Annotated in this window: 25 protein-coding genes and 1 other RNA gene; 13 read left to right on the top strand and 13 right to left on the bottom strand. The window is 61.9% G+C overall.

What is annotated here, in order from left to right:
* Positions 1 to 116 precede the first annotated feature (116 nt).
* The 3 genes from GR197_RS17190 to GR197_RS17200 are packed head-to-tail and all read left to right on the top strand — an operon-like array spanning position 117 to position 1,811.
* Complete coding sequence (locus GR197_RS17190) at positions 117 to 497, top strand: COG4315 family predicted lipoprotein (protein ID WP_164011579.1); 381 nt, start codon at positions 117 to 119, stop codon at positions 495 to 497.
* Between the two features lie 19 nt (positions 498 to 516).
* A complete protein-coding gene (locus tag GR197_RS17195) occupies positions 517 to 1,032 on the top strand; it encodes a sigma-70 family RNA polymerase sigma factor (protein WP_164011581.1) in 516 nt (171 codons plus the stop codon).
* Positions 1,029 to 1,811: an anti-sigma factor family protein gene (locus tag GR197_RS17200; protein WP_164011583.1), complete on the top strand. Its 783-nt coding sequence runs from the start codon at positions 1,029 to 1,031 to the stop codon at positions 1,809 to 1,811. The genes GR197_RS17195 and GR197_RS17200 overlap by 4 nt, the downstream gene beginning before the upstream one ends.
* Positions 1,812 to 1,814: 3 nt before the next feature.
* On the opposite strand, the gene GR197_RS17205 is transcribed toward GR197_RS17200, so the two are convergent.
* The 3 genes from GR197_RS17205 to nthA are packed head-to-tail and all read right to left on the bottom strand — an operon-like array spanning position 1,815 to position 3,527.
* Positions 1,815 to 2,186: a nitrile hydratase accessory protein gene (locus GR197_RS17205; RefSeq protein ID WP_164011585.1), complete on the bottom strand. Its 372-nt coding sequence runs from the start codon at positions 2,184 to 2,186 to the stop codon at positions 1,815 to 1,817.
* Complete coding sequence (gene nthB / locus GR197_RS17210) at positions 2,173 to 2,832, bottom strand: nitrile hydratase subunit beta (protein WP_164011588.1); 660 nt, start codon at positions 2,830 to 2,832, stop codon at positions 2,173 to 2,175. The genes GR197_RS17205 and nthB overlap by 14 nt, the downstream gene beginning before the upstream one ends.
* Positions 2,829 to 3,527, bottom strand: a complete 699-nt coding sequence (gene nthA, locus GR197_RS17215; RefSeq protein ID WP_164011590.1) for a nitrile hydratase subunit alpha — start codon at positions 3,525 to 3,527, stop codon at positions 2,829 to 2,831. The genes nthB and nthA overlap by 4 nt, the downstream gene beginning before the upstream one ends.
* Positions 3,528 to 3,876: 349 nt before the next feature.
* Here nthA and GR197_RS17220 point away from each other — a divergent pair, with 349 nt between their 5' ends.
* The gene (locus GR197_RS17220) at positions 3,877 to 5,151 is read left to right on the top strand and encodes an SDR family oxidoreductase (protein ID WP_164011592.1); all 1,275 of its coding nucleotides are present in this window, start codon (positions 3,877 to 3,879) and stop codon (positions 5,149 to 5,151) included.
* Complete coding sequence (locus tag GR197_RS17225) at positions 5,151 to 5,627, top strand: DUF2269 family protein (protein WP_164011594.1); 477 nt, start codon at positions 5,151 to 5,153, stop codon at positions 5,625 to 5,627. Before GR197_RS17220 ends, GR197_RS17225 begins: the two co-directional genes overlap by 1 nt.
* Here the strand turns inward: GR197_RS17225 and GR197_RS17230 are convergent.
* Positions 5,619 to 6,212 carry a LysE family translocator gene (locus GR197_RS17230; RefSeq protein WP_164011596.1) on the bottom strand — a complete coding sequence of 198 codons (594 nt, stop codon included), beginning with the start codon at positions 6,210 to 6,212 and terminating at the stop codon, positions 5,619 to 5,621. The two genes, GR197_RS17225 and GR197_RS17230, sit on opposite strands and share 9 nt — an antisense overlap.
* A gap of 147 nt (positions 6,213 to 6,359) precedes the next feature.
* Here GR197_RS17230 and GR197_RS17235 point away from each other — a divergent pair, with 147 nt between their 5' ends.
* Positions 6,360 to 7,208 carry an aldo/keto reductase gene (locus GR197_RS17235; protein WP_164011598.1) on the top strand — a complete coding sequence of 283 codons (849 nt, stop codon included), beginning with the start codon at positions 6,360 to 6,362 and terminating at the stop codon, positions 7,206 to 7,208.
* 35 nt (positions 7,209 to 7,243) lie between these two features.
* Here the strand turns inward: GR197_RS17235 and ilvN are convergent, their stop codons facing one another.
* Both ilvN and GR197_RS17245 read right to left on the bottom strand, forming a co-directional pair.
* Positions 7,244 to 7,816 (bottom strand): acetolactate synthase small subunit, encoded by a 573-nt coding sequence (ilvN, locus tag GR197_RS17240; protein WP_164011607.1) that lies wholly within the window; start codon positions 7,814 to 7,816, stop codon positions 7,244 to 7,246.
* A 69-nt stretch (positions 7,817 to 7,885) separates the two neighbouring features.
* Positions 7,886 to 9,676, bottom strand: a complete 1,791-nt coding sequence (locus tag GR197_RS17245) for an acetolactate synthase 3 large subunit (RefSeq protein ID WP_164011609.1) — start codon at positions 9,674 to 9,676, stop codon at positions 7,886 to 7,888.
* A 323-nt stretch (positions 9,677 to 9,999) separates the two neighbouring features.
* On the opposite strand from GR197_RS17245, the gene GR197_RS17250 reads away from it, so the two are divergent.
* Positions 10,000 to 12,024: an ATP-binding protein gene (locus GR197_RS17250; protein ID WP_164011611.1), complete on the top strand. Its 2,025-nt coding sequence runs from the start codon at positions 10,000 to 10,002 to the stop codon at positions 12,022 to 12,024.
* Here GR197_RS17250 and GR197_RS17255 read toward each other — a convergent pair.
* Positions 12,009 to 12,935, bottom strand: coding sequence for a dihydrodipicolinate synthase family protein (locus tag GR197_RS17255; protein ID WP_164011856.1), 927 nt, complete (start codon positions 12,933 to 12,935; stop codon positions 12,009 to 12,011). The two genes, GR197_RS17250 and GR197_RS17255, sit on opposite strands and share 16 nt — an antisense overlap.
* Positions 12,936 to 13,162: 227 nt before the next feature.
* Here GR197_RS17255 and GR197_RS17260 point away from each other — a divergent pair, with 227 nt between their 5' ends.
* Positions 13,163 to 13,858 (top strand): hypothetical protein, encoded by a 696-nt coding sequence (locus GR197_RS17260; protein ID WP_164011613.1) that lies wholly within the window; start codon positions 13,163 to 13,165, stop codon positions 13,856 to 13,858.
* A gap of 14 nt (positions 13,859 to 13,872) precedes the next feature.
* Here GR197_RS17260 and miaA read toward each other — a convergent pair whose 3' ends face one another.
* A complete protein-coding gene (gene miaA, locus GR197_RS17265; RefSeq protein ID WP_164011858.1) occupies positions 13,873 to 14,769 on the bottom strand; it encodes a tRNA (adenosine(37)-N6)-dimethylallyltransferase MiaA in 897 nt (298 codons plus the stop codon).
* Between miaA and serB the strand changes: the two genes are divergently transcribed.
* Complete coding sequence (gene serB, locus GR197_RS17270; protein WP_164011615.1) at positions 14,768 to 15,658, top strand: phosphoserine phosphatase SerB; 891 nt, start codon at positions 14,768 to 14,770, stop codon at positions 15,656 to 15,658. The two genes, miaA and serB, sit on opposite strands and share 2 nt — an antisense overlap.
* A gap of 274 nt (positions 15,659 to 15,932) precedes the next feature.
* Here the strand turns inward: serB and GR197_RS17275 are convergent, their stop codons facing one another.
* From GR197_RS17275 to GR197_RS17295, 5 genes are all read right to left on the bottom strand, one after another.
* A complete protein-coding gene (locus GR197_RS17275; protein ID WP_164011617.1) occupies positions 15,933 to 17,693 on the bottom strand; it encodes a Do family serine endopeptidase in 1,761 nt (586 codons plus the stop codon).
* 207 nt (positions 17,694 to 17,900) lie between these two features.
* Positions 17,901 to 18,860: a protease modulator HflC gene (gene hflC / locus GR197_RS17280; protein WP_164011619.1), complete on the bottom strand. Its 960-nt coding sequence runs from the start codon at positions 18,858 to 18,860 to the stop codon at positions 17,901 to 17,903.
* A gap of 3 nt (positions 18,861 to 18,863) precedes the next feature.
* The gene (gene hflK / locus GR197_RS17285; RefSeq protein ID WP_164011621.1) at positions 18,864 to 19,952 is read right to left on the bottom strand and encodes an FtsH protease activity modulator HflK; all 1,089 of its coding nucleotides are present in this window, start codon (positions 19,950 to 19,952) and stop codon (positions 18,864 to 18,866) included.
* 149 nt (positions 19,953 to 20,101) lie between these two features.
* Complete coding sequence (locus tag GR197_RS17290) at positions 20,102 to 20,620, bottom strand: dihydrofolate reductase (RefSeq protein WP_164011623.1); 519 nt, start codon at positions 20,618 to 20,620, stop codon at positions 20,102 to 20,104.
* A gap of 14 nt (positions 20,621 to 20,634) precedes the next feature.
* Positions 20,635 to 21,429, bottom strand: a complete 795-nt coding sequence (locus GR197_RS17295; RefSeq protein WP_164011625.1) for a thymidylate synthase — start codon at positions 21,427 to 21,429, stop codon at positions 20,635 to 20,637.
* A gap of 111 nt (positions 21,430 to 21,540) precedes the next feature.
* Here GR197_RS17295 and ssrA point away from each other — a divergent pair.
* The 4 genes from ssrA (at position 21,541) to GR197_RS17315 (ending at position 23,179) form a co-directional block, all read left to right on the top strand.
* Positions 21,541 to 21,903: a transfer-messenger RNA gene (gene ssrA, locus GR197_RS17300) on the top strand.
* Between the two features lie 128 nt (positions 21,904 to 22,031).
* Entirely contained in the window at positions 22,032 to 22,547 is a 516-nt protein-coding gene (locus tag GR197_RS17305) for an SspB family protein (RefSeq protein ID WP_164011627.1), read from the top strand.
* Between the two features lie 49 nt (positions 22,548 to 22,596).
* Complete coding sequence (locus GR197_RS17310; protein WP_164011629.1) at positions 22,597 to 22,791, top strand: DUF4169 family protein; 195 nt, start codon at positions 22,597 to 22,599, stop codon at positions 22,789 to 22,791.
* Between the two features lie 169 nt (positions 22,792 to 22,960).
* Positions 22,961 to 23,179 (top strand): ribbon-helix-helix domain-containing protein, encoded by a 219-nt coding sequence (locus GR197_RS17315; protein ID WP_164011631.1) that lies wholly within the window; start codon positions 22,961 to 22,963, stop codon positions 23,177 to 23,179.
* Positions 23,180 to 23,205: the final 26 nt, after the last annotated feature.

Below are 23,205 nucleotides of genomic sequence, written 5' to 3' on the forward strand. Positions count from 1 at the left end.
CGGGCCAGGCCGTCGCACCGCTACAAAACTTTTCCCCGTTGGAATAAAACCGCCTCGTCTGGTGTCTCATCTCAGGCATCGCAAAATTGCGTGCCCAATTCTCAAGGAGAGACATCATGAGATCCGTGAAATTCCTGTCCGTCGTGGCGGCTGCCGCCCTTGCCGCGACCGCTGCTTTCGCCGCCACTCCTGTCAAGGAAGTCGAATCCACCAAGGGCAAGGTTCTTGCCGGCGACAACGGCATGACCCTCTACACCTTCAAAAAGGACGCCAAGGGCGTTTCCAACTGCAACGACGATTGTGCCAAGAACTGGCCGCCGCTGATGGCCGCTTCCGATGCCAAGGCCGATGGTGCATATTCGATCATCGACCGTAAGGATGGCAAAAAGCAATGGGCCAAGGACGGCATGCCGCTTTATTACTGGGTCAAGGACAAGAAGGCGGGCGACATCACCGGCGATGGCGTCGGCGGCAACTGGGAACTTGCCAAGCCTTGATCATCAGAAAGCGGCTGGCGTGAAAACACCCGCACCCGAAAGTTTCGAGGGCCAGGTCCTGGCCCTCCTGCCCTCGCTCCGGCGCTATTCGCGCAGCCTCGCGCGTTCGGATGCCGATGGCGAGGATTTGCTCCAGGATTGCGTCGAAAAGGTGCTGGCGCGCCGTGGCCAATGGCGCGGGCTTAACCTGCGCGGCTGGGTCCTGACCATCATGACCAATCTCTACCGCAACGGCCGACGCGGCAGGGCGCGCGACGCCCTGGTCGAACTCGACGCAGCAGGGGACATCGCCGCTCCAGAACCGCCGGCCGATCCACTGGAGCGCGCCCGGCTCGACAACGCGCTGAACAGCCTTTCGGAGGAGCACCGCGCCGTGCTGATGCTCGTGGTCATCGAAGGGTACACGTACAGCGAGGTTGCCGCTTCCCTCGACATTCCTATCGGCACCGTCATGTCCCGGCTGTCGCGCGCCCGCCAGCGCGTCGCCGAGAGGCTGAAGGCCGATAACGTCATTACGCTTCGGAGACCGAAATGAACGAAACCAACCCGATCGTCACCGAAGCCGATCTCCACGCCTATGCCGACGGCCAGCTGCCGGAAACCGCGCGTGCCCGCGTCGAGGCCTTCCTTGCCGATAATGCCAACGAGGCGGCGATGGTCGCCGAATGGCAGGTGCAGAATAGCGGCATCCGATCTCTGTTTTCAGGATATGAGCAGGCGAAAGACACCGACCCACTGCTGGTCGCCCCCACACGCGCGGTCTCCTCTACGCCGAAACGCTGGGCGATCGTCGCCGCGGCCGTCGTCGTGTTCGCGCTCGGCGCCGCCAGCGGCCATTATGGCCCGGCACTGCTGGAAAGGCCGGAGTTGCAGCTTACCGGCTCAGAAACCCTGCCGAAACAGGCGGAGACCGCCTTCATGGTCTACGCCGCCGAGGTTCGCCACCCGGTCGAGGTCTTCGCCGACGAGGAGGTTCATCTCGCCACCTGGCTCGGCAAGCGTCTGGCCATCCAGAACCTGAAGATCCCCAATCTTCAGCCGCTCGGTTTCAAGCTGGTCGGCGGCCGCCTGCTGCCGGTCGATGACAGGCCGGGCGCCATGTTCATGTACGAGAACCAGGCCGGCGAACGCCTGACCGTCATCGTCGGCCGCAACACGCAAAACCGCACGACCAGCTTCCGCTTCGCCTCCTCGGGCAACCTCGAAACCTTCTACTGGATCGACGGCGAACTCGGTTATGCCGTCACCGGCGAAATCTCCAGGCAGACGCTGCGTGATGTTGCCGAGGAATGCTACAGGCAGTTTCCGTCGTGAAGATCAGCGTAGCGGATCGTTGGCAAGTTCGATCGGCTGCCCATGCGGCGTGGCTTCGGCGGCCCGCTTCCAGCTCTGCTGCAGGTCGAGAATAACGGATGCATCCGCTATGCCGCGGCTGACGAGCAGTTCGGAAAGGGCCGCCACCCAGCAGTCAAAATAATCGCTGCCATCGCCAGCGCGGCCGGGCTTATGCAACTCCTTGGACAGGGCCTCGGCCCATTCGCCCCAGGCGAACAGCCCCTTCTCATGCAGATGCACCGTCATGGCGAACGCGTCCGCCGCCCAAGGCTCGGGAAAAACCGGATCACCTTCAGGCGACCTCGGCAACCCAAGCGATTGCGCCAGTTGAGACGGCGTCTCACAAACGCTCAAGATAACTCTCCCATGCATCGATGGAGACCGTCAGGGACGGATCCGCTCCCTCGCCCCAGATCTCACCGCCGCCGAAGACGACGGTATAGAGCCATTGCGGATTCTCGCCTCCGCCATGCGCATTGTCGTCGGGAAAGACGAAAGCCCCTTGCACCGCCTCGACGACACCCGTCTTGGCGCGCGCATAACGCGGCAGCCGCGTATGGGTGGTCGGATTGAAATTCTTCGTCCTCACCGTCTCGCCGACCGCAAAGCGCGGTGCGGTTTCGACAGGACGATCGCAAGGCCCGCCTTTTGCCAGCGCCCCCGGCACCATCTCCGCCTTCAGCACCCGCTTTGGCACAGCGCCGTCCTGCAGCTTGCGGCCCGACAACAACTCCTCGCGCTTCGCAAAACCGTGGCGCGCGAGCAACGTCTCGACGCCGCGAATCCAGATCTCGTAGTAGCTGGCGGCGAGATAATCGGCCGGCGGAATGTTTTCGCGTGCATGCCGGCTTTCATCGATCGTCCATGCGCCGAAAGCTCCGCAGGAAAGCGTGATGCCGAGCGCCCGCTTTTCCCATTCGGCATGAAAATAAGGCTCGTCCTTTTCGGGCGCGACAGGCCCGAAGCCCATCTGCCCACCAAGATCGTGCGGTCCGTTCATGGCAGAGCCTCCGGGCTGCCGGCAGCTGAAATCTTCGAACTGCCGGCAGCTGAGACCTTCCAGCTGCCTGCGATTGCCGTGCCGATCATCGCATCGCGGCTGACCAGGCCGGCAAGTGCTGCCTCGTCCATTCCGTCCGTGCCTTCCGGCCGCTCGGGGATAACGAGATAACGCAGCTCCGCCGTCGAATCCCAGACGCGGATCTTCTTCTCCTCAGGCAGTGTCAGCCCGAATTCGGCAAGCACGCCGCGCGGATCGATGACAGCGCGCGAGCGATAGGCCGGCGCCTTGTACCACACCGGCGGCAGGCCGAGCACCGACCAGGGATAACAGGAGCAGAGCGTGCAGACGACAAGGTTATGGGTCTCGGCCGTGTTGAAGACGGCGCGCATATGCTCGCCCTGCCGGCCGGTATAACCGAGGCTCGCAATCGCTGCCGTCGCATCGCGCTTCAGCCAGTCGGCGAAATCGGCATCGCTCCAAGCCTTGGCGACGACATGCGCACCGTTCCTCGGCCCCACCTTCGTCTCATAGGTCTCGACAATCGCATCGATCGCTGCCGGGTCGATCAGCCCCTTCTCCGTCAGCAGCGTTTCCAGCGCTTTCACGCGGGCCTGCATGTCGGAATAGTGGTTGTCGTGGTCATGATTGGGGTGGTGGCCGTGGTCGTCATTTTGGTCATGGTCGTCGTGCATCGCGATATCCTCCCGGAACGCGGATAGGCGTCCCGTTTCCTTAAAGCTCGCAGCTCGCTCCTCCTCTTCTCCCCAGCGGGGAGAAGGTGGCCCGAAGGGTCGGATGAGGGGCCACGCGGCACACCCACCATGATTGCCCTTCGCTTGCGCTCCGTGCATTCGCGGCTCTGCCGCTCGCCCCCTTATCTGCCTTCCGGCATCTTCTCCCCGTTGGGGGAGAAGCGGAATCGTGGCAACGGCCCGCAAAACCTAAAGCATCCTCGTAAAGCCGTCTTCCTTCCTTCTATCATACGCCACAAGCCCGCCAAGCCCTTCTATCCGCCTTAAACTTTTCCGCTAATCTCCTGCCATGAACATTCTGATTCTCGGTGCAACCGGCTTCATAGGCTCCGTCGTCGCGGCCCGGCTCGTCGCCGATGGCCATGCCGTGACCGGGCTCGGCCGCAATCCCATGCGTGCCCGCCTGAAACAGCCGGCGATCGACTGGCGCCGTGCCGATCTCTCTCGCATGACGAAAGCGGACGACTGGGACGAGATCCTCAAAGACCAGCAAGTCGTCGTCAATTGCGCCGGCGCGCTCCAGGACGGGCCGGCGGACGATCTGGCCGCTACGCAAGCCGAGGCAATGCTGGCGCTCTACCTCGCCGCCAAACGCGGGTCTCAGCCTATGATCGTGCAGATATCGGCACGGACCACCGGCGCAGCGGGCGACCTGCCCTTCCTGGCCACCAAGCGTCGGGCCGACGAGGCGCTGGCGGCAAGCGGCCTGCCTTGCCTCATCCTGCGCCCTGCCCTCGTTCTCGGCCGCAATGCCTATGGCGGTTCATCGCTGCTCAGGGCGCTTGCCGCCCTCCCCCTGGCGCTGCCGCTCGTCCATGCCGAAAGCCCGGTCGAAACCCTGTCTGTGGACGATGTGGCGGAAGCCGTGTCGCGGGCGGTCGTAGGCGGCCTCCGGGGTGATATCGATCTCGCCGCCGACGAAGTCCTGACGCTCGCCGATCTCGTCAGCCTTCACCGGCAATGGCTGGGCTTGCCGCCCGCCCGCGTCCTGTCCCTTGCCACGTGGCTTGCAAGGCCGGTGACATGGCTTGCCGATATATCAGGGCTGCTCGGCTGGCGTTCGCCGCTACGCTCGACGGCGATGACTGTCATGTCGGAAGGCATACGAAGCGCGAAAGGAGAGAGCAGCATCGTCGCGACATCCGCTGCGGCAACCCTTTCGGCCAATCCCTCCGGCGTGCAGGATCTCTGGTTTGCCCGGCTCTATCTCCTGAAGCCGCTCGTCATATCGGGCTTCTCCGCCTTCTGGCTGCTCTCCGGCCTGATCCCGCTGCTTGCGATCGAGAAAACATCCGCCCACTTCCTGCCATTCATGCCGGAGGTCGCGGCAACGGCTCTGACGCTTGCGACCTGCCTGATCGACGTCGCACTCGGCGCTGCCGTCCTCGTGCGTCCGCTCGCCAAACGCGCTCTTCTCGGCATGCTTGCCGTGTCCTTCGCCTATCTGACCGGCGCCAGCCTGCTCGAACCCGCGCTCTGGCTCGATCCGCTCGGCGTCCTCGTCAAGGTGATGCCGTCGATTCTGCTGACGCTGACAGCCCTCGCCACCCTGGTTGATCGCTGATGCTTGAGCAATGGCTGCTCCTTGCCCATGTCATCGGCGCGACCGTGCTCTTCGGCACCGGCGCCGGCATCGCCTTCTTCATGGTGATGGCGCATCGCACGCGGGAGCCCGTCCTGATCGCCCATGTCGCCGGAACCGTCGTCATTGCCGATACGATCTTCACCGCCACCGCCGCCATTTTCCAGCCCGTAACCGGATATCTGCTGGCGCGGGCGATCGGCTGGGAGCTGTCGGAAGGTTGGATTGCGCTGTCGCTGCTGCTTTATATCTTCACCGGCCTGTTCTGGCTGCCGGTCGTCTGGATCCAGATCCGGCTGCGCGATCTCACCCGTGTCGCAGCAAAATCCGGAAGCGCATTGCCGCCAGCCTATTTCAGCCTCTACCGCATCTGGTTCGCCTGTGGCTTTCCGGCCTTCTTTGCTGTCATCGGCATTCTCTGGCTGATGCTGACGAAACCGTCGATCGCCCTATTTTAGCATCGGCCAGAGGCTCGCCACCAGAAGCACCGCCATGCTGATGTTGAACCATTTCAGCCGTACCGGATCGGAAAGCCATTCCCTCAGCGCCGAGCCGAAACCCGCCCATGTCGAAACGCTCGGCACATTGACCGCCGCAAAGGCCAGGCCGACGAGGAGCACGCTGACGAGATAGAGCTCCGGATTGGTATAGGTCGCCATCGCAGTGACCGCCATTACCCAGGCTTTCGGATTGACCCACTGGAAGGCCGCCGCCGAGAAGAAGGACATCGGCTCGACGCCGCTCCTGCCTTCGGCGAGCGACCGCGAAGAGGCGATCTTCCAGGCGATCCAGACGAGATAGACGCCGCCGGCAAATTTCAGCGCCGTATAGACGACCGGCACCGTATGCAGCACTGCGCCGAGCCCGAGGCCGACACCAATCAGCAGCGAGAAGAAGCCGACACCGATGCCGAACATATGCGGGATCGTTCTGCGGAAGCCGAAATTCACGCCCGATGCGAAGAGCATCATATTGTTCGGCCCCGGCGTGATCGACGTCGTGAAGGCGAAGAGAATGAGGGCGAAAAACGTATCCAGCGGCATGCGGCCTCCCGAACCGACCCCTTTCGGCCGGTTCATTTAGGTCAGCATAACTGTCCAAAACCACCCATACCATTGCATCATTGTCATGGTGACAGGATTACTTGAAAGATGGCGACACGGCCCAATCTTTTGCCGAGGAAGAAAACCATGCAGGACGACCCGATTCCATCGATCAAATTCCCGAACGGCGCGGAAGTGCCGGCGCTCGGCCAGGGAAGCTGGGCCATGGGCGAGGATGCCGGCCACGCCCGAGCCGAGATCGAAAGCCTCAAGGCCGGCATCGATCTCGGCATGACGCTGATCGACACCGCCGAAATGTACGGCGACGGCGGCGCCGAGGAAATCGTCGGCCAGGCGGTCAGCGGACGCCGCGACGAGGTCTTCATCGTCAGCAAGGTCTATCCCTGGAATGCCAGCCTGAAAGGCACGATCGAAGCCTGCGATCGCAGCCTCGAACGGCTCCGCACTGACCGCATCGATCTCTATCTTCTGCACTGGCGCGGCAGCCATCCGCTGGCCGAGACCGTCGCGGCCTTCGAAATGTTGAAGCTATCCGGCAAGATCGGCGCCTGGGGCGTCTCCAACTTCGACACCGACGACATGGAGGAACTGCTCGGAGTACCCGACGGCGCCAATGTCGCCGCCAATCAGGTCCTCTACAATCTCTCCCGCCGCGGCATCGAATTCGATCTATTGCCCTGGTGTCAGAGCCACAAGATTCCAGTCATGGCCTATTCGCCGATCGAGCAGGGACATATCCTGCACCACCCCGAACTGATCCGTATCGCCAAGGCCTATCAGGCAACGCCCGCCCAGCTGGCGCTCGCCTTCCTGCTCGAACGCGACGGCGTCATCGTCATCCCGAAGACATCGAATGCCGAACGCGCGGCGGAAAACCGCGGCTGCGTCTCACTCGACATCACCGACGAGGACTGGCAGGCGCTCGACGCCGCCTTCCCGCCGCCGGCAAAGAAAAAGCCGCTGGAGATGCTCTGACCCCCAGCGGCTTTCAGCATTGTTGTGGTGCCGGCTCACATCCCCTGCGCGCCGCGGTTCATCGCCGCGATGCCGGTGCGGCAGACCTCGATGAGGCCGAGCGGCTTCATGATCGCCACAAATTGGTCGATCTTCGAGGACTTGCCGGTGATCTCCAGAATGAAGTGATCAATCGTCGCATCCACCACCTTGGCATGGAAGGCGTCGGCAAGGCGCAGCGTCTCGGCGCGCATCTCGCCCTCGCCGACCACCTTGACCAGCGCCACCTCACGCTCGATCGGCCGCTCCTGGCCGAGTTCGCGGGCGCGCACCGTCAGGTCGACGACGCGGTGCACCGGCACGATGCGCTCGAGCTGCGCCTTGATCTGCTCCAGCACCTGCGGTGTGCCGCGCGTGACGATGGTGATGCGCGATAGATGCGCCTGATGCTCGGTCTCGGAGACCGTCAGACTCTCGATATTGTAGCCGCGGCCGGAAAACAGGCCGATGACCCGGGCAAGAACGCCCGGCTCGTTATCGACGAGAATGGAAAGCGTGTGGCTTTCGATCGCCGCCGTTTCCGGCGAGATGAAGTAGGCGGAGCCCGTGGGCTGTAGGTGTGCGTTCATGGTCTTGAGTTTCCTCTTCCCTGCCGCATAACCCCGAAAATCGGAGACGATTATGCGCAAATTAAAATGTCAAACGAGGGCGCGGCCCTTGGCATCGATTGCATTGGCGACCGCTTCGTCGGTGGCCTCGTCAGGCAGCAGCATTTCGTTGTGGGCCTTGCCCGAGGGAATCATCGGGAAACAATTGGCGAGATTGGCAACGCGGCAATCGAAAATGACCGGCTTTCTAACCTCGATCATCTCCATAATAGTGTCGTCGAGATGCTCCGGCTTTTCGCAGCGCAGGCCGACGGCGCCATAGGCTTCCGCCAGCTTGACGAAATCAGGCATCGCCTCGGTATAGGAGTTCGACAGCCGGTTGCCGTGCAGCAGCTGCTGCCACTGGCGCACCATGCCCATGTACTGGTTGTTCATGATGAAGATCTTGATGGGTGCATCGTGCTGGATCGCCGCCGACATTTCCTGGATACACATCTGGATCGAGGCATCGCCGGCAATGTCGATGACGAGGCTGTCGGGATGGGCGATCTGCACGCCGAGCGCTGCCGGCAGACCATATCCCATCGTGCCGAGGCCGCCCGAGGTCATCCAGCGATTCGGCTGCTCGAAGCCGAAGAACTGTGCCGCCCACATCTGGTGCTGGCCAACCTCGGTGGTGATGTAGGTGTCGCGGTCCTTGGTATGCGCGTAGAGCCGCTCCAGCGCATATTGCGGCATGATGACGTCGTTGCTCCTGGTATATGCGAAGGAGTTACGCGCCCGCCAGCGACCGATATCTGACCACCAGTCCTCGAGGCGACCCTTTTCCGGCTTCTTCGGCAGCGCCCGCCACAGGCGGACCATGTCTTCGAGGACATGGCCGACATCGCCGCGGATGCCGATATCGACACGGACGTTCTTGTTGATCGAAGATGGATCGATATCGATGTGGATCTTCTTCGAGTTCGGCGAAAAGGCATTGAGACGGCCGGTGATGCGGTCGTCGAAACGGGCGCCGATGCAGACCATGACGTCGCAGTCGTGCATCGCCATGTTGGCCTCGTAGGAGCCGTGCATGCCGAGCATCTTCAGCCAGTTCTTGCCCGAAGCAGGATAGGCGCCGAGACCCATCAGCGTCGAGGTGATCGGGAAATCGGTGAGCTCGACCAGTTCGCGCAGCAGCTTGGAAGCCTCAGGCCCGGAATTGACGACGCCGCCGCCGGAATAGATCACGGGACGACGCGCATTCGCCATCAGCTCGATCGCCGCATGGATCTGGTTGAGGTCACCCTGGATCTTCGGCTGGTAGCTCTTCTGGATCGCGTAATCGGCGGGCGGCGTGTAGGTGCCGGTCGCAAACTGCACGTCTTTCGGAATATCGACGACGACAGGGCCTGGACGGCCGGACTGGGCGATGCGGAAAGCTTCGTGAATGACTGCAGCGAGCTGGTTGACGTCCTTGACCAGCCAATTGTGCTTGGTGCACGGCCGGGTGATGCCGACCGTATCGCATTCCTGGAAGGCGTCGGAGCCGATCAGCGGCGTCGGGACCTGACCGGTCAGGCAGACGAGGGGGATCGAATCCATCAGCGCGTCCTGCAGCGGCGTGACCGCATTGGTAGCGCCCGGGCCCGAGGTCACCAGCATGACGCCGACCTTTCCGGTGGAGCGCGCGTACCCTTCGGCCGCATGACCTGCCCCCTGCTCATGGCGGACGAGGATGTGCTTGACGTCTTCCTGCTGGAAAATCTCGTCATAGATCGGCAGGACCGCGCCGCCGGGATAGCCGAAGATATGTTCGACGCCGTTGTCCTTCAGCGCTTTGAGAACGATCTCCGCTCCCGTCATCCGATTGCCTGCCGCCTGATTGTCCGTGCTCATCTGTCTGTTCCGTTGATGCTGGGATTGCGTTTGTGGCCGGAAGCCCGAATTTCGGGCATAAAAAAAGGCTCCGGAGGAGCCTGTCATCTAGCGCATGGGTGGCTACCGCCGGATGGTTACACCATCCTGCCCATGCGCTTTCCCACCACGATAAGAGCCGTTGCGATTTTCATGGTCGGAAGTGATAGACAGAAAATTTCGCAGCGTCAACGCATGCCGCAATAAAAATCCATCCTCGCTCCTTTACCCTCTAAAAACCATGGTTTGAAGGATTTGTTAAAGGATGGACTTTATTCTTATGTCCCATTGCAGGGAGTAGCCCTTTGCTCAACAACGACTTGCGCGTGTCTGGCAAGGCAGGCGAGCACGATCGCCGCGACGGCCATGCGCCGGGAAATCGTTTTCTCGGCCGCGTCGTTGCGTGCAGCGGCTCGCGGGCGACGATTGCCGCCGTCGCCGAAGAAGGCGGCACCGACCTAACCGAACTCTGGTCCGTCGGCCGGCTGATTTCGATCAGTGTCGGCCGCAACCGCGTCGTCGCCCTCGTCTATCAGATGAACACCGGAAGCCATGCCTGGGGCGAAGGCGAGGACAATAATTTCAGGATCGAGACCGAGTTGCTCGGCGAAGTCCGTGTCGACGAGGACGGGCGCGAGGAATTCTCGACCGGCATCTCCTCATACCCTTATCTCGGCGCCATCGCCCACCGCATCCGCGCTGCCGACCTGATACGCATCTATGATGCCGGCCAGGGTACGACCGCCGTCATCGGCAAGCTGACGCAGGACGAAAGCATCGACGCGGCGATCCACATTCCGTCGATGCTTTCGAAGCATTTCGCCGTCGTCGGCTCCACCGGCGTCGGCAAGTCGACGGCCGTGTCACTGCTCTTGCACAAAGCGATCGCGGCGGATCCGAAACTGCGTGTGCTGATCCTCGATCCGCATAACGAATTCGCCGCTGCCTTTCCCAACCATGCCGTCACAATCGATACCGATACGCTCGATCTGCCCTTCTGGCTGATGCGATTGGAGGAGTTTGCCGAAGTCGTCTTTCGCGGCCGCCCGCCAGTGCCCGAAGAACTCGACATGCTGCGCGATATCCTGCCGGAAGCCAAGCGCGCCTTCCGCGGCAGCGACAACTCGCTGGTTCGGCGCACGACGGAAAAGAGTTCCATCACCGCCGACACGCCGGTGCCCTACCGCATGGCCGATCTGCTGGCGCTGATCGACGAGCGCATCGGTCGCCTGGAAGGCCGTACGGAAAAGCCCTTCCTGCGGTCACTGAAGATGCGCCTGATCGCCGCGATCAACGATCCCCGCTACCACTTCATGTTCTCCAACAATACGATCACCGACACGATCACCGAGACCATTGCGCAGATCTTCCGCGTTCCGGGCGAAAACCGGCCGATCTGCACCTTCCAGCTCGCCGGCATTCCTTCCGAGGTGGTCAATTCGGTCGCCTCCGTGCTCTGCCGCATGGCCTTCGAGGTGGCGCTGTGGAGCGAAGGCGCCATCCACATGCTGGTTGTTTGCGAAGAAGCCCACCGCTACATCCCCTCCGATCCGAGCCTCGGCTTCGTGCCGACGCGCCAGGCGATCGCCCGCATCGCCAAGGAGGGACGCAAATACGGCGTCTCGCTCGGCATCATCACCCAGCGGCCGGGCGAGCTCGACCAGACGATCCTCTCGCAGTGCTCGACGCTCTTTGCCATGCGCCTTGCCAATGACCGAGACCAGGAAATCATCCGCTCGGCCATCCCGAACTCGTCGATCTCGACGACGAGTTTCATCTCCTCGATCGGCAACGGTGAGGCGATTGCCTTCGGCGAGGCGATCAGCGTGCCGATGCGCATGCGCTTTTCCCGCGTCGACGAGAGCCTGCTGCCGAAGGCAAACAGCGCCAGCAACAAACACAGTGAGGAAGATCCGGATACGGTCGATCTGCGCAAGATCGTCACCCGCATGCGGGCGGTCACTGTCGGACCCGACATCTCGAATTTCCAGGTGAGCTATGCTGCGTCCGCCGCAGGCCTCGACGAGGCCGATGCAGCCGACGAGGATATCGACGCAATGCCCTACGCGCCGCCTTCGCCGTCATCCGCTCCGCTCGAATCCTACCGGCGCGAACTGCTGCCGCAGACGCCGCGACTGGACCCGGCCGCGCCGCCGGCGATCGACCCCCGGCTGGACGCGCTCCGCCGCGAGATGCGCCGCGAGGAGCCGGTCTTTCCCCGGCCCGCACCGCCGACGGACCAGCCCGCGATCACCCGCCGGGAACCCGGCACGTCGCTGCGCGAAAGCATCCTGAAGAAACCGCTGAGCAGCCTCTACAACAAGGATTGACTCTGGCGCCCCGTCTCCTGGGTGATCAGCGGCCGGGCAGCGTCGAGCACCCGTTGTCGGTCCGCCGATCCTAGCGGCAAGAGTGGCCGCGGAAGCTCCGCCCGGCCGAGTGAGAGATGCTCGACCAGCATATAGATCACGCGGATGCTTCCGAATGCCTTGAACGTTTCCCAGAGCGGCTGGAAAAGCCTATCAAGCCGATGCGTCTCCTCGCCGTTGCCGGCCATGGCAGCCTTGGTCAGGGCGAGGGCTATGCGCGGCAGCAGGCCGCCGATGACGCTATACCAGGCGTCGGCGCCCGAAAGCAGCGCTTGGCCTGCACCCCAGTCGCCGCTGTAGCCGATCGCGAGATTGGTCTCTTCCCGCAAAGCCGCGAGTTCCCCCTGCAGATCGCCATCGGCCGGCAGCGGCATCTTCACCGCCCTGATCGTCTCGATGGCGGACAGGCGCTGCAAAAGGTCTCGGCTGAAGGTGAAATGGGTCGTGCCCGGATTATTATAGATGCAGAGCGGCAGCTTCGCTGCCTTCGTGACCGCCAGGAAATGTTCGTAGGCTTCGTCCTGGGTCAACGGCGAATAGGAGACGGGGGCAAGCAGAAGAGCATCGACGCCGGCAGCCTCCGCATCGCTCGCTAAATCCTGCGCGTGGTCGGTTCTCAGAGCGCCGACGCCGACGAGGATGGGAACACGGCCGTTGACACATTCGACCGCCGCCTCGACGGCCCGCCGCCGCTCCTCGCGGGTGAGGTAGGCGTAGATCCCGGTGCTGCCGAGAAGGCCGATGGAGGCGACGCCCGCTTCACACAAAGGTTCCAGCAGACGGCAGAGGGATTCGGTGTCCACGCGGCCATCTATATCGGCGGGGGTCGGCGGAAACGCCGAAAGGCCATGAAACGGAGAGGCAAGAGACATGATGCGATCCTGAAAACGATCAGTGGAAAACAGCAGGCGCGATCCCGCACCGGCAAAGAAGATGTCGAGACTTCCCTCGATCAGCGGCGCGCCCTGGCATAACCGCGCACCATCGGCGCCGTCGAGAAAAAGCATGGCATACTGACGGCTGCGCGTTGATGAGTCCACACCGTGGTGCGAATGTCCGTTGCGCCGTCGGAGACGGCAGCTTTTCAGAGAGAGCGATCGTGAAATCCATCTTGAACTTCATCATTGTCTTCAGTGTTGGCGTTCCTCTCGCGACGGCAGCGGAGGCTGCCGGCTTCGACTGTTCCAAGGCGGGCAGCGCCGATGAAAAGATCGTCTGCGACGACAGCCGGCTCTCCCGGCTCGACGAGCTTTTCAACCGACGCTACGTCGCTCAGAAAAAAGCAGCACCCGACGAGGATACCGTCCATACCACCCGCAATTTCCTGGCGGATCGGCGCGATTGCGGTGACGACAGGTCGTGCATTTTGAGCGCCTATCTCGCCGTCCTCTGGAATATCTCGCCCGACAAAAACGATTTCATGCAGGGGATTTCAGCCCAGTCTCTCGCGGGCAGCCAATTGCCCAAGGCAACCGCGATTCCCGCGAAAGCCGGACGCTGTGCGACCACATCGGTTCTTGAGGTCCATCCCCGCCTCGGCAATGGCGGCGCGGCTGACGATGCGGACTTCGACAGCGGCACGGGTATCGATTATGCCAATGACGGCTACCAGGTCTCTTATAACAGGGAGGAAGCGCTGCTCAGATCGAAGCCCGGCGATCCGGTCACCATGTGCCTGGTCGAGATCGACCGCGATTGCAGCCCCGACGAGGGCGGGAGGCTGTTCCTCGTCACCAACGGCCGCACCCATGAAAGCTGGATTCTCCCCGATGCCCAGCACAAGTGCGGCGGCTGACGGTCCACCATCGGCTAAACCGTCAGCCGCTCCCAGCTCTCGTCCATCTGGTTGCGGAACCATGTCATCTGCCGCTTGGCATATTGCCGCGTCGCCGCGGCCCCCTTCTCCAGCACCTCGTCGCGGGTCATCTCGCCGTTCAGCATCGCCGCGATCTGCGAGACGCCGATCGCCTTCATCACAGGCGCCTCGGCGGGCAGGCCGAGCGCAAGCAGCGTCTTCACCTCGTCTTCCGCGCCTTGGCGCAGCATCTTTTCGAAACGACCGTTGATGCGCTGATGCAGCACCGCCCTGTCCGGCAGCACGACAATCTTGCGGGCCTGGGCAGCGTCGATCACCATCGGTCCCGAGCGGCCCTGGAATTCGGCGATCGACCGTCCTGTCGCCTTCACCACTTCAAGCGCCCGGACGATGCGCTGCCCATCCTGGCGGTTGAGACTTGTCGCCATGGCGGGATCGGCCTCGGCGAGTTCGGCATGGAGCCCCTCCGGCCCCTCCTCCAGCAGCCGCGCCCTGAATTCCTCCCGCAACGCCTCGGGTATCTCAGGCATATCGGAGAGGCCCCCGGTCAGCGCCTTGAAATAAAGCCCGGTGCCGCCGACGAAGACCGGCAGCCGGCCGGCGGCCTTGAGCGCCGGCAGCAGCGCCGAAACATCGCGCAGCCAGGCGCCAGTGGAATAGCCGGCACCTGCCGGCACGTGGCCGTAGAGATGATGCGGCACACCCTGCATTTCTTCTGCCGAGGGGCGCGCGGTCAGCAACCGCAGCGTGTCGTAGACCTGCATGCTGTCGGCGTTGACGACCGCGCCGTCATGGCGCTTGGCCAATTCGACGGCCAGCGCGGACTTGCCGCTGGCCGTCGGCCCGGTTATCAGGATCGCGTTCACTGTGCTCAGAAGGTTTTCCATCATGGCTCTCGTTGCCACGCTTGTTGCCAATCCGTCAAATCCCGTGCTGACACCCGCAATCGCCGAACGGGCGGCCGAAGCGGTGAACGCTGCCGGCCTCTACTGGCTGGCCGACGGCATCGCCTGCGACATCGCGCTGCGTGACGGCATCGATGCGCAAGCGGCCGAGGCCCACATTCTTATCGTCATAGCAGGTGCACCGATCGACCTTGTCATCCAGGAGCAGGATAGCCGCCGCAAGAAGCTGCTGATCGCCGACATGGATTCGACGATGATCGGCCAGGAGTGCATCGACGAACTTGCCGCCGAAGTCGGCCTGAAAGAGAAGGTCGCGACCATTACAGCCCGCGCCATGAACGGCGAAATCGCCTTCGAGCCCGCTTTGCGCGAACGCGTCGCCCTGTTGAAGGGCCTGCCGATATCGGTCGTCGACGATGTGATCGCCAAGCGCATCACGCTGACATCAGGCGGACTGGAACTGATCGCCACCATGAAGTCCAAAGGTCACTACACCGCCCTCGTCTCCGGCGGCTTCACCGTCTTCACCAGCCGCATCGCCGCTACTCTCGGCTTTGATGAGAACCGCGCCAACACGCTGCTCGAAAACGGCGGCATCCTCTCCGGCTTTGTCGCCGAACCGATCCTCGGCAAGCAGGCGAAGGTCGATGCACTGAACGAGATTTCGGCAAGCCTCGGCATTTCGCCGGAAGAAGCAATCGCCGTCGGCGACGGCGCCAACGACCTCGGCATGCTGCACCTTGCCGGCGCCGGCGTCGCCCTCCACGCCAAGCCGGCTGTTGCCGCCGAAGCGCAGATGCGCATCAACCACGGCGACCTGACGGCGCTGCTTTATATCCAGGGTTACCGGAAGACGGATTTCGTGAGGGGTTGAATGTTTCAGCTCACAGTCTGTGGACGTTTACTAAACCAAACCCAGTCACTGTCCGACGCGTCTGCATAAAATTTGGCGCGAACGCTTACCCCAATCTCCTCATCCCTGTGCTCGTCAAAGGGATCCAACGCGCCCAAGTCCTTGGGCGCGGGAGCCCCCTTACCTTTAGACCCATTCACCGCGCAGACGCGCGCTGAATGGATTCCTGTAACAAGCACAGGAATGACGGAGGAGAGGTTAGGCGAGAACAGGAACGCAGCGGCTAGTCGCCGCCCTACTCCATCGGCACTGCCACAAACCGCAGATCGCCATTCGCCGATGCGATCATCAGTTGGGCGTTGCGGCGGCCTTCCTGCTTCAGCGACTTCACCTTGGCAGCGACCGCATCCGGCGACTTCATGAACTCCTGCGCCACCTCGACGATCACATCGCCGGCCTTCAGCCCTTTTTCGGCCGAAGCGGAGCCGGGTGTCACCTCGGTCACGACGACACCGTCGACGCTCTCGGCAATGCCGAAAGCCTTGCGCGTCTCGGCGCTCAAAAGCGACAGCGACAGGCCGAGCACGTTCTTCGGCGTGGCCGCATCCGGCGAAACCTGGCCCTGGTGCTGGTCTGGCTTGCCCGGTGCGGGCTGGGCCTGATCGCCGGAATCCGGCTGGTCCATATCGTTGTTCTCGCCGGGATCAGGCGTAATCACGCCGTCGTCCTGCGAGCCATCGGGCGCCGCATCGTCGGATGCTGCCGCCTGATCGCTATCCTCGAGCCGGCCAAGTTTGACCTTGACGGTCTGTTCCTTGCCGTCGCGCAGCACCACCACGTCGACTTCCTTGCCGACCGTGCTCTCCGCCACAACGCGCGGCAGATCGCGCATTTCGCTGACGGTCTTGCCGTCGAATTTCAAGATGACATCGCCAGCCTTGATCGAACCATCGTCGACGGGGCCGCCCTTGATGACGCCGGCGACCAGCGCGCCCTTGGCGGTGTCGAGGCCGAGGCTGTCGGCGATATCGTCGGTCACCGGCTGGATGCGCACGCCGAGCCAGCCGCGCCGCGTCTCACCATATTCGCGTAATTGGTCGACGACGCCCGAGGCAAGCTCGGAGGGTACCGAGAAACCGATGCCGATCGAGCCGCCGCTCGGCGAAATGATCGCGGTGTTGATGCCGATCACCTCACCCTTCATGTTGAAGAGCGGCCCTCCGGAATTGCCTTTGTTGATCGCGGCATCCGTCTGGATGAAGTTATCGTAGGGGCCGGCATTGATGTTGCGGCCGCGCCCGGAAATGATGCCCACCGTCACCGAGCCGCCGAAGCCGAACGGATTGCCGATCGCCATCACCCAGTCGCCGATGCGCATCGTGCTGGAATCGCCGAATTTCACCGATTTCAGCGGTGCCTTCGGCTCGACCTTCAGCACCGAAAGATCGGTCTTCGTATCCGTGCCGATCAGCTTCGCCTTGAGCTTCGAACCATTGGCAAAATTGATCTCGATGTCGTCGGCGCCCTCGATCACGTGGTTGTTGGTAACGATATAGCCGGCCGGATCGATGACGAAGCCGGAGCCGAGCGAGCTGACATTATGGTTCGGGCCTTTGTTGCCCTGCTGCTTGTTGAAGAAATCGTTGAAGAATTCCTGGAAGGGCGAGCCGTCGGGCGCCCGCGGCGCCGGGCCTGCGCCCTCGTCGTCCTTCACATTCTGCGAGGTCGAGATGTTGACCACTGCGTCGAGCAGCCCCTCGGCGAGATCAGCGACCGAAGCCGGACCATTGTTGGGCACTCCGGCCTGAATTGCTGGGACCTGAATTGGTGAGGCCTGCATCGGCGCGGTCTGCTGCGGTGCGGCGGGTGCAGGCGGCGTAGGTGCAGGAGCGGCCGTTTCCGGAGTAGAAGGAGCGGGTGCAACAACTCCGGGCGCTGTCGTCTCAGGCGCGGTTTGCGCATAGGCGACCCCGTTCATGCAAGCATGCGCAAGAATTGCAGCGCTGGCCATAAGCGCGAGCGTTCGTCTGAAGGGCGAGCGAGTCGTGGGGGCCATCAAGCATCCTCATAAGCGGTAAATGCGCACATTGAGCACCAGCATAAGGCGGAATGATGGAGGGCGAAATCACCTTTTCGCGAAATCCCCGAGCAATATGACGTGCCCTTGCAAAAGCCTGATTATCGCGACCTTTCCACGAAAAAAGGGCCGGCACTCGGGCCGGCCCTTCCAGGATTGTCAGGATGCGAATGGCATCCCTTGGCGTCAGTTCGCCGGTTGCGCGGGTGCTGCGGGAGCAGCCGCGCCGGGAATTGCCGCGGCCGGATTTGTCGGCGTTCGCAGGGCGCCGGCGGCATTGTCGAAATAGCGGAAGAATTCCGAATTCGGCGACAGTACCAGCGTCGTGTCCTGCGAAGAAAGCGCCGAGGAATAGGCCGCCATCGAGCGATAGAACTCGAAGAAAGCCGGATCCTTGTTGAAGGCGTCGGCGAAGACGCGGTTGCGTTCCGCGTCGCCCTGACCGCGCAGGATTTCCGCATCGCGCTGGGCGCCCGCGGTGAACTCGACAACCTGACGATCGGCGATGGCTCGGCGCCGCTGGCCTTCTTCATTACCCTCGGCACGGATACGCTCGGCCTCGGCCAGGCGTTCCGAGCGCATGGCGTTATAGGTGTTGGGCGCAACCTCAGGCGAAAGGTCGGTGCGGCGGATGCGAACGTCGTCGATATGCAGGCCGAGATTTTCGGCATCGGTTCGCAGGTCGTCGCGAATCTCCAGCATCATCGCGACACGCTCTTCCGAGAGCGCGGCATTATAATCGCGCAGACCGTAAACGCGGCGAAGCGATGAATCGAGCTGCGCCCTCAACCGCGCTTCCGCGGCCTCGCGATCGCCCGAGACCGTTTCGCGGAAGCGGCGAACATCCGAGATGTTGTAGATCACGAAGGCATCGACGTCGAAGGTCTGACCGTCCTGAACCTGAACGCGGATATTGTCGAGATCGAGCCTCAGTGCCTGCTTTTCCACAAGCTGAACGCGGTCGGCATCCATGAAGCCGAAGGGCAGCTTGAAATAGATGCCGGGCTCGGTCTTGACCGACTGAATCTGGCCGAAGCGGACGACGATCGCCTGCTCGCGTGCATTCACCACGAAGATGGACGAATACAGCCCGACCAGTACGATCGCGAGGATGAGGAGAATGATGGGAAGTCTGTTCGATGTCATGGCTCAACCTCCCTGCTGCGCCGGCTTGCCGAGCTCGTTGAGCGGCAGATAGGGCAGCACGCCCTGCTTCTCGTCGATAATGACCTTCTTCGAATTCTTCAGTACCTGCTCCATCGTTTCGATGAACAGCCGCTTGCGGGTCACTTCGGGAGCCTTCGCATATTCGTCGTTGATCGCAGTGAAGCGTTGCGCCTCACCTTCCGCCTCCTTCACGACACGGTCCTTGTAGGCGGCTGCATCTTCACGGATTCGCGCCGCATCGCCGCGCGCCTGGCCGAGCTTCTGGTTCGTGTAGCGGTTGGCATCTTCGATCGTGCTGTCGCGGTCGCGACCGGCACGCTGCACTTCTTCGAAGGCATCGGCGACTTCCCGCGGCGGCGCCACGTTCTGGATCGTCACCCCGGTCACAGTCACGCCCGCGCCATAACGGTTCATCGTATCCTGCACGATATTGAGCACATCCACTTCGATCGGCTGTCGATTACTGCGGAAGGCGTCCTGCGCCGGACGCCGTCCGACGATTTCGCGCATGGCGCTGTCGGAGACCTGCTGCAGGGTCTCTGCCGGATTTTCGACGTTGAAGAGATAGGCCTTCGGATCACTGACCGTGTAGAATACGGCGAACTGCACGTTGATGACGCTCTTGTCGCTGGACAGCATCAGGCCGTTCGAAGACGATGCCGAGGTCGCCCCGATATTGAGCTGTTGCACGGTCACCTTGACCGTCTCGACGGATTCCATCGGCCAAAGATGGAAATGCAGGCCGGGCATCGAGATCTCTTCTTTCGGCTTGCCGAACCGCAGTTCGACGCCGCGTTCGTCCGGCTGCACCACGTAGACGCACTGGATCAGCCAGAAGACAGCGACGACTGCCGCGACGATCACCGCCACGCCGCCGTTGAAACCGCCGGGAATGATGTTGCGCAGCTGGTCCTGGCCACGCCGGATGATATCTTCCAGATCGGGCGGTCCGCCCTTGCCGCTGCCACCGCCGCGCGGGCGGTTCGGCCCCTGGCCCCATGGTCCCTGATTATTATTACCGCCGCCGCCGCCCCAAGGGCCGCCGCCGCCATTCTGATTGCTCCAGGGCATCAAAACCTCGTTGTTCGTTAAGTCTTCCACGCATCCGGAACCGTGGGGGCTGACCGGTGGATGCGTTGCTGACCGTTATAGGTATCGCCGCATCGGCTTTCAACGCAACGTGAGGAACTTGGTCAATTTAATTGGAAAATAGTTCATTTTCAGCCGTGTCGGCGGTCATAGACGAGGAAGCGCGTGGAGTGACTGTCCTTCTCGCCGGCTGGAACCGCAATAGACTCCCCTGCCCGCCAGATGGCGGGATCGATCGCGGGGAAGGACGCGTCCCCATCGAGGTCGGCCTCGACATGGGTGATGCACATCCGGTCTGCAAGGCCGATCGCCTGAGCGTAAATCTGCCCACCGCCGATAATGCAGATCTCGTCGACGCCCGTTTCAATGGCCAGCCTTTCGGCCGCCCTCATCGCCTCCGCCAGCGAATGCGCCATGGAGACATCAGCGTGGCCGACCGCCGCCTGCCTGGAGATGACGACGTTCGGCCGCCCCGGCAGCGGCTTGCCGATCGAATCATAGGTCTTGCGGCCCATCACGACAGGCTTGCCCAATGTCAGCGCCTTGAAGCGCTTGAGATCGCTCGACAGCCGCCAGGGCATGTCGCCATCGCGGCCGATAATACCGTTGCGCGCAACGGCGGCGATAATGGTCCTGCGGATATCGGCCATGGAATGTCTCGGGGTCAGACGGCGATCGGCGCCTTGATGCTGGCATCGGCCTCGTAGCCGATCAGCTCGAAATCATCGAAGGTGAAGCTGAAGATGTCCTTCACATCCGGATTGATGCGCATGAAGGGCAGCGGCTTCGGCCGGCGCGCCAGCTGCAGCTTCGCCTGGTCGAAATGGTTGTGGTAGAGATGGGCGTCACCCAGAGTATGGACGAAATCGCCGGGCTTCAACCCGGTCACCTGAGCCACCATCATCGTCAAAAGCGCATAGGAGGCGATGTTGAACGGCACGCCGAGGAAGATGTCGGCCGAGCGCTGATAGAGCTGGCAGGAGAGCTTGCCATCGGCGACAAAGAACTGGAACAGGCAATGGCAGGGCGGCAGCGCCATCTGGTCGACCTCGGCCGGATTCCAGGCCGAGACGATATGGCGGCGTGAATTCGGGTTGTTGACGATACCTTTGACCAGATTGGCGATCTGGTCGATATGGCCGCCATCTGCCGCCGGCCAGGAGCGCCACTGGGCGCCGTAGACCGGCCCGAGATCGCCGTTTTCGTCCGCCCACTCGTCCCAGATCGAAACGCCGTTCTCCTTGAGATAGCGGATGTTCGTCTCGCCCCTCAGGAACCAGAGCAGCTCGTGAATGATCGAGCGCAGATGCAACTTTTTCGTCGTGAGGACGGGAAAGCCCTCTTCGAGATCGAAGCGCATCTGGTAGCCGAAGACCGAGCGCGTGCCCGTGCCGGTTCGGTCGCCCCGGTCGGAGCCCTTTTCCACCACATGGTTCAGAAGATCGAGATATTGCTTCATGTCGCGCTGATTCCGTTTGCGTTAATTTAAGCCTCTCGCAGCGGGAAACCAATCACCGGCCGGCATTTTTCCAATATTTCTGATGGATCGCATAACGCTTTTATGACGTTTGCCCTTTCCATCGGCTGAGGAAACCACTATATCACCCGTGCCGGCTTTCGGGTCGGCTATGGCGATAAATGAGCGGTGTAATAAGCCTATTGGACCCGGGGGCGGTACCCGGCGCCTCCACCAAAAACCGGCGGCCACGAAGGCCGGCTTTTGATGGGGGCGAAACAGGATCGACAAGGGTGTAAAGATCGTCTTTTTGCTCGGCATTGTACCGCCGTTATCGGGCTAAAATTGTAGTTGCAAACGACAACTATGCGGAAGCTCGTCTCGCTGCTTAATCGCGGTGTGACACTTCAATCAAAGTCCTAGTGGTTCGCACCTCTAGGCGGGGTCCGAAGGCACCTGGCAACAGAAGCCTTCACCTTCTCCCTGCCGCCGAAATCATGTATGCTGCTTAAAAACGTGACTCGGCTCCGGTCTTTCCCAAGGCGCCTGGACGTGGCATATAACCTTGTGAAAAGACTTCCGAACCGACGAAAGACAGGAAAAGCATGGGGCAGGATCATATCCGCTACGACATTCTGGCACAGGATGCACTTCGCGGCGTCATCCGCAAGGTTTTGGCGGAAGTCGGAGCGACAGGCCGCCTGCCGGGCGACCATCACTTCTTCATCACCTTCCTCACCGGTGCCACCGGCGTACGCATTTCCCAGCACCTGAAGTCGAAATATCCCGAGCAGATGACCATCGTCATCCAGCATCAGTTTTGGGAGTTGAAGATCACCGAGACGCATTTCGAGATCGGCCTTTCCTTCTCCGACGTTCCCGAAAAGCTGGTCATCCCGTTCAATGCGATCCGCGGCTTTTACGATCCCTCCGTCAATTTCGAGCTCGAATTCGACGTGCCGCTCGCCGATGGCGAGGAATTGCCGTCCGGTGAAATCACCGCCTATCCAGTCGACGCGGCAGGAAAGCCCGATGAGGCCGCGGGAGCAAAGCCTGCCGATGGCGAAGAGAAGAAACCGGGTTCGGTCGTCTCGCTCGACTCCTTCCGCAAAAAGCAATGATTTGAAGGGAGGCCAAGCCTCCCTTTTTCATTAAGGATTAAGGCCCCGCATGAGTGCCGAAATCGTCAATCTGCGCCAATTCCGCAAGAAGCAGGCCCGCTCCGAAAAGGAGATGCAGGCCGAACAGAACCGTATTTCCTTCGGCCGCACCAAGGGCGAAAAGCAGCTCACCCGCAGCCTGAACGAAAAGGCTGACAGGGCGCATCGAGACGGCCGGATCGAGACGGATGACGACGGCGCGTGACGGTTTCATACAAAGCTTGAACAGCCGAAATGGCCTCTGAACGTTTTGTTTTGTGCATGTCATTGTTCCGCAACCGCTGCACGCTTCCGGGCGACCTGCATTGAGATCAGCCACTTATGCGGTTTGCTTGAATCGATCTGCCAATCCCATCAAGATGTAAAGCCGCTTCATGATCCGCAAGCATTCGGCGACATTGCACGGCCACCGCACCAGTTTCTCGCTGGAGGATGAATTCTGGGCTGAGTTGAAGACGATCGCCGCAAGCCGCTCTATACCGCTCGCCGCGCTGATTTCGGAGATCGATGATCATCGGCTGCCGGATAGCAACCTGTCCTCGGCGCTCCGGCTGCATGTACTCGCTTGGGCAAAAGCCGGCACTACTGCATAACTCAAAGTGATACAGCCGCGAGCTGC

Origin of the sequence: Rhizobium phaseoli, from assembly GCF_010668805.1 — a bacterium.
Classification (GTDB): domain Bacteria; phylum Pseudomonadota; class Alphaproteobacteria; order Rhizobiales; family Rhizobiaceae; genus Rhizobium; species Rhizobium phaseoli_A.

Bases quoted from the DNA above. Each gene is read 5' to 3' on its own strand.
- GR197_RS17255 (WP_164011856.1), bottom strand. From the start codon at position 12,935: ATGTCTCTTGCCTCTCCGTTTCATGGCCTTTCGGCGTTTCCGCCGACC.
- GR197_RS17220 (WP_164011592.1), top strand. From the start codon at position 3,877: ATGAACATTCTGATTCTCGGTGCAACCGGCTTCATAGGCTCCGTCGTC.
- hflK (WP_164011621.1), bottom strand. From the start codon at position 19,952: ATGCCCTGGAGCAATCAGAATGGCGGCGGCGGCCCTTGGGGCGGCGGC.
- GR197_RS17225 (WP_164011594.1), top strand. From the start codon at position 5,151: ATGCTTGAGCAATGGCTGCTCCTTGCCCATGTCATCGGCGCGACCGTG.
- serB (WP_164011615.1), top strand. From the start codon at position 14,768: ATGGCTCTCGTTGCCACGCTTGTTGCCAATCCGTCAAATCCCGTGCTG.
- GR197_RS17275 (WP_164011617.1), bottom strand. From the start codon at position 17,693: ATGGCCCCCACGACTCGCTCGCCCTTCAGACGAACGCTCGCGCTTATG.
- GR197_RS17315 (WP_164011631.1), top strand. From the start codon at position 22,961: ATGATCCGCAAGCATTCGGCGACATTGCACGGCCACCGCACCAGTTTC.
- GR197_RS17310 (WP_164011629.1), top strand. From the start codon at position 22,597: ATGAGTGCCGAAATCGTCAATCTGCGCCAATTCCGCAAGAAGCAGGCC.
- nthA (WP_164011590.1), bottom strand. From the start codon at position 3,527: ATGCACGACGACCATGACCAAAATGACGACCACGGCCACCACCCCAAT.
- GR197_RS17230 (WP_164011596.1), bottom strand. From the start codon at position 6,212: ATGCCGCTGGATACGTTTTTCGCCCTCATTCTCTTCGCCTTCACGACG.
- miaA (WP_164011858.1), bottom strand. From the start codon at position 14,769: ATGATGGAAAACCTTCTGAGCACAGTGAACGCGATCCTGATAACCGGG.
- GR197_RS17305 (WP_164011627.1), top strand. From the start codon at position 22,032: ATGGGGCAGGATCATATCCGCTACGACATTCTGGCACAGGATGCACTT.
- hflC (WP_164011619.1), bottom strand. From the start codon at position 18,860: ATGACATCGAACAGACTTCCCATCATTCTCCTCATCCTCGCGATCGTA.
- GR197_RS17235 (WP_164011598.1), top strand. From the start codon at position 6,360: ATGCAGGACGACCCGATTCCATCGATCAAATTCCCGAACGGCGCGGAA.
- GR197_RS17190 (WP_164011579.1), top strand. From the start codon at position 117: ATGAGATCCGTGAAATTCCTGTCCGTCGTGGCGGCTGCCGCCCTTGCC.
- GR197_RS17200 (WP_164011583.1), top strand. From the start codon at position 1,029: ATGAACGAAACCAACCCGATCGTCACCGAAGCCGATCTCCACGCCTAT.
- ilvN (WP_164011607.1), bottom strand. From the start codon at position 7,816: ATGAACGCACACCTACAGCCCACGGGCTCCGCCTACTTCATCTCGCCG.
- GR197_RS17290 (WP_164011623.1), bottom strand. From the start codon at position 20,620: ATGGCCGATATCCGCAGGACCATTATCGCCGCCGTTGCGCGCAACGGT.
- GR197_RS17245 (WP_164011609.1), bottom strand. From the start codon at position 9,676: ATGAGCACGGACAATCAGGCGGCAGGCAATCGGATGACGGGAGCGGAG.
- nthB (WP_164011588.1), bottom strand. From the start codon at position 2,832: ATGAACGGACCGCACGATCTTGGTGGGCAGATGGGCTTCGGGCCTGTC.
- GR197_RS17295 (WP_164011625.1), bottom strand. From the start codon at position 21,429: ATGAAGCAATATCTCGATCTTCTGAACCATGTGGTGGAAAAGGGCTCC.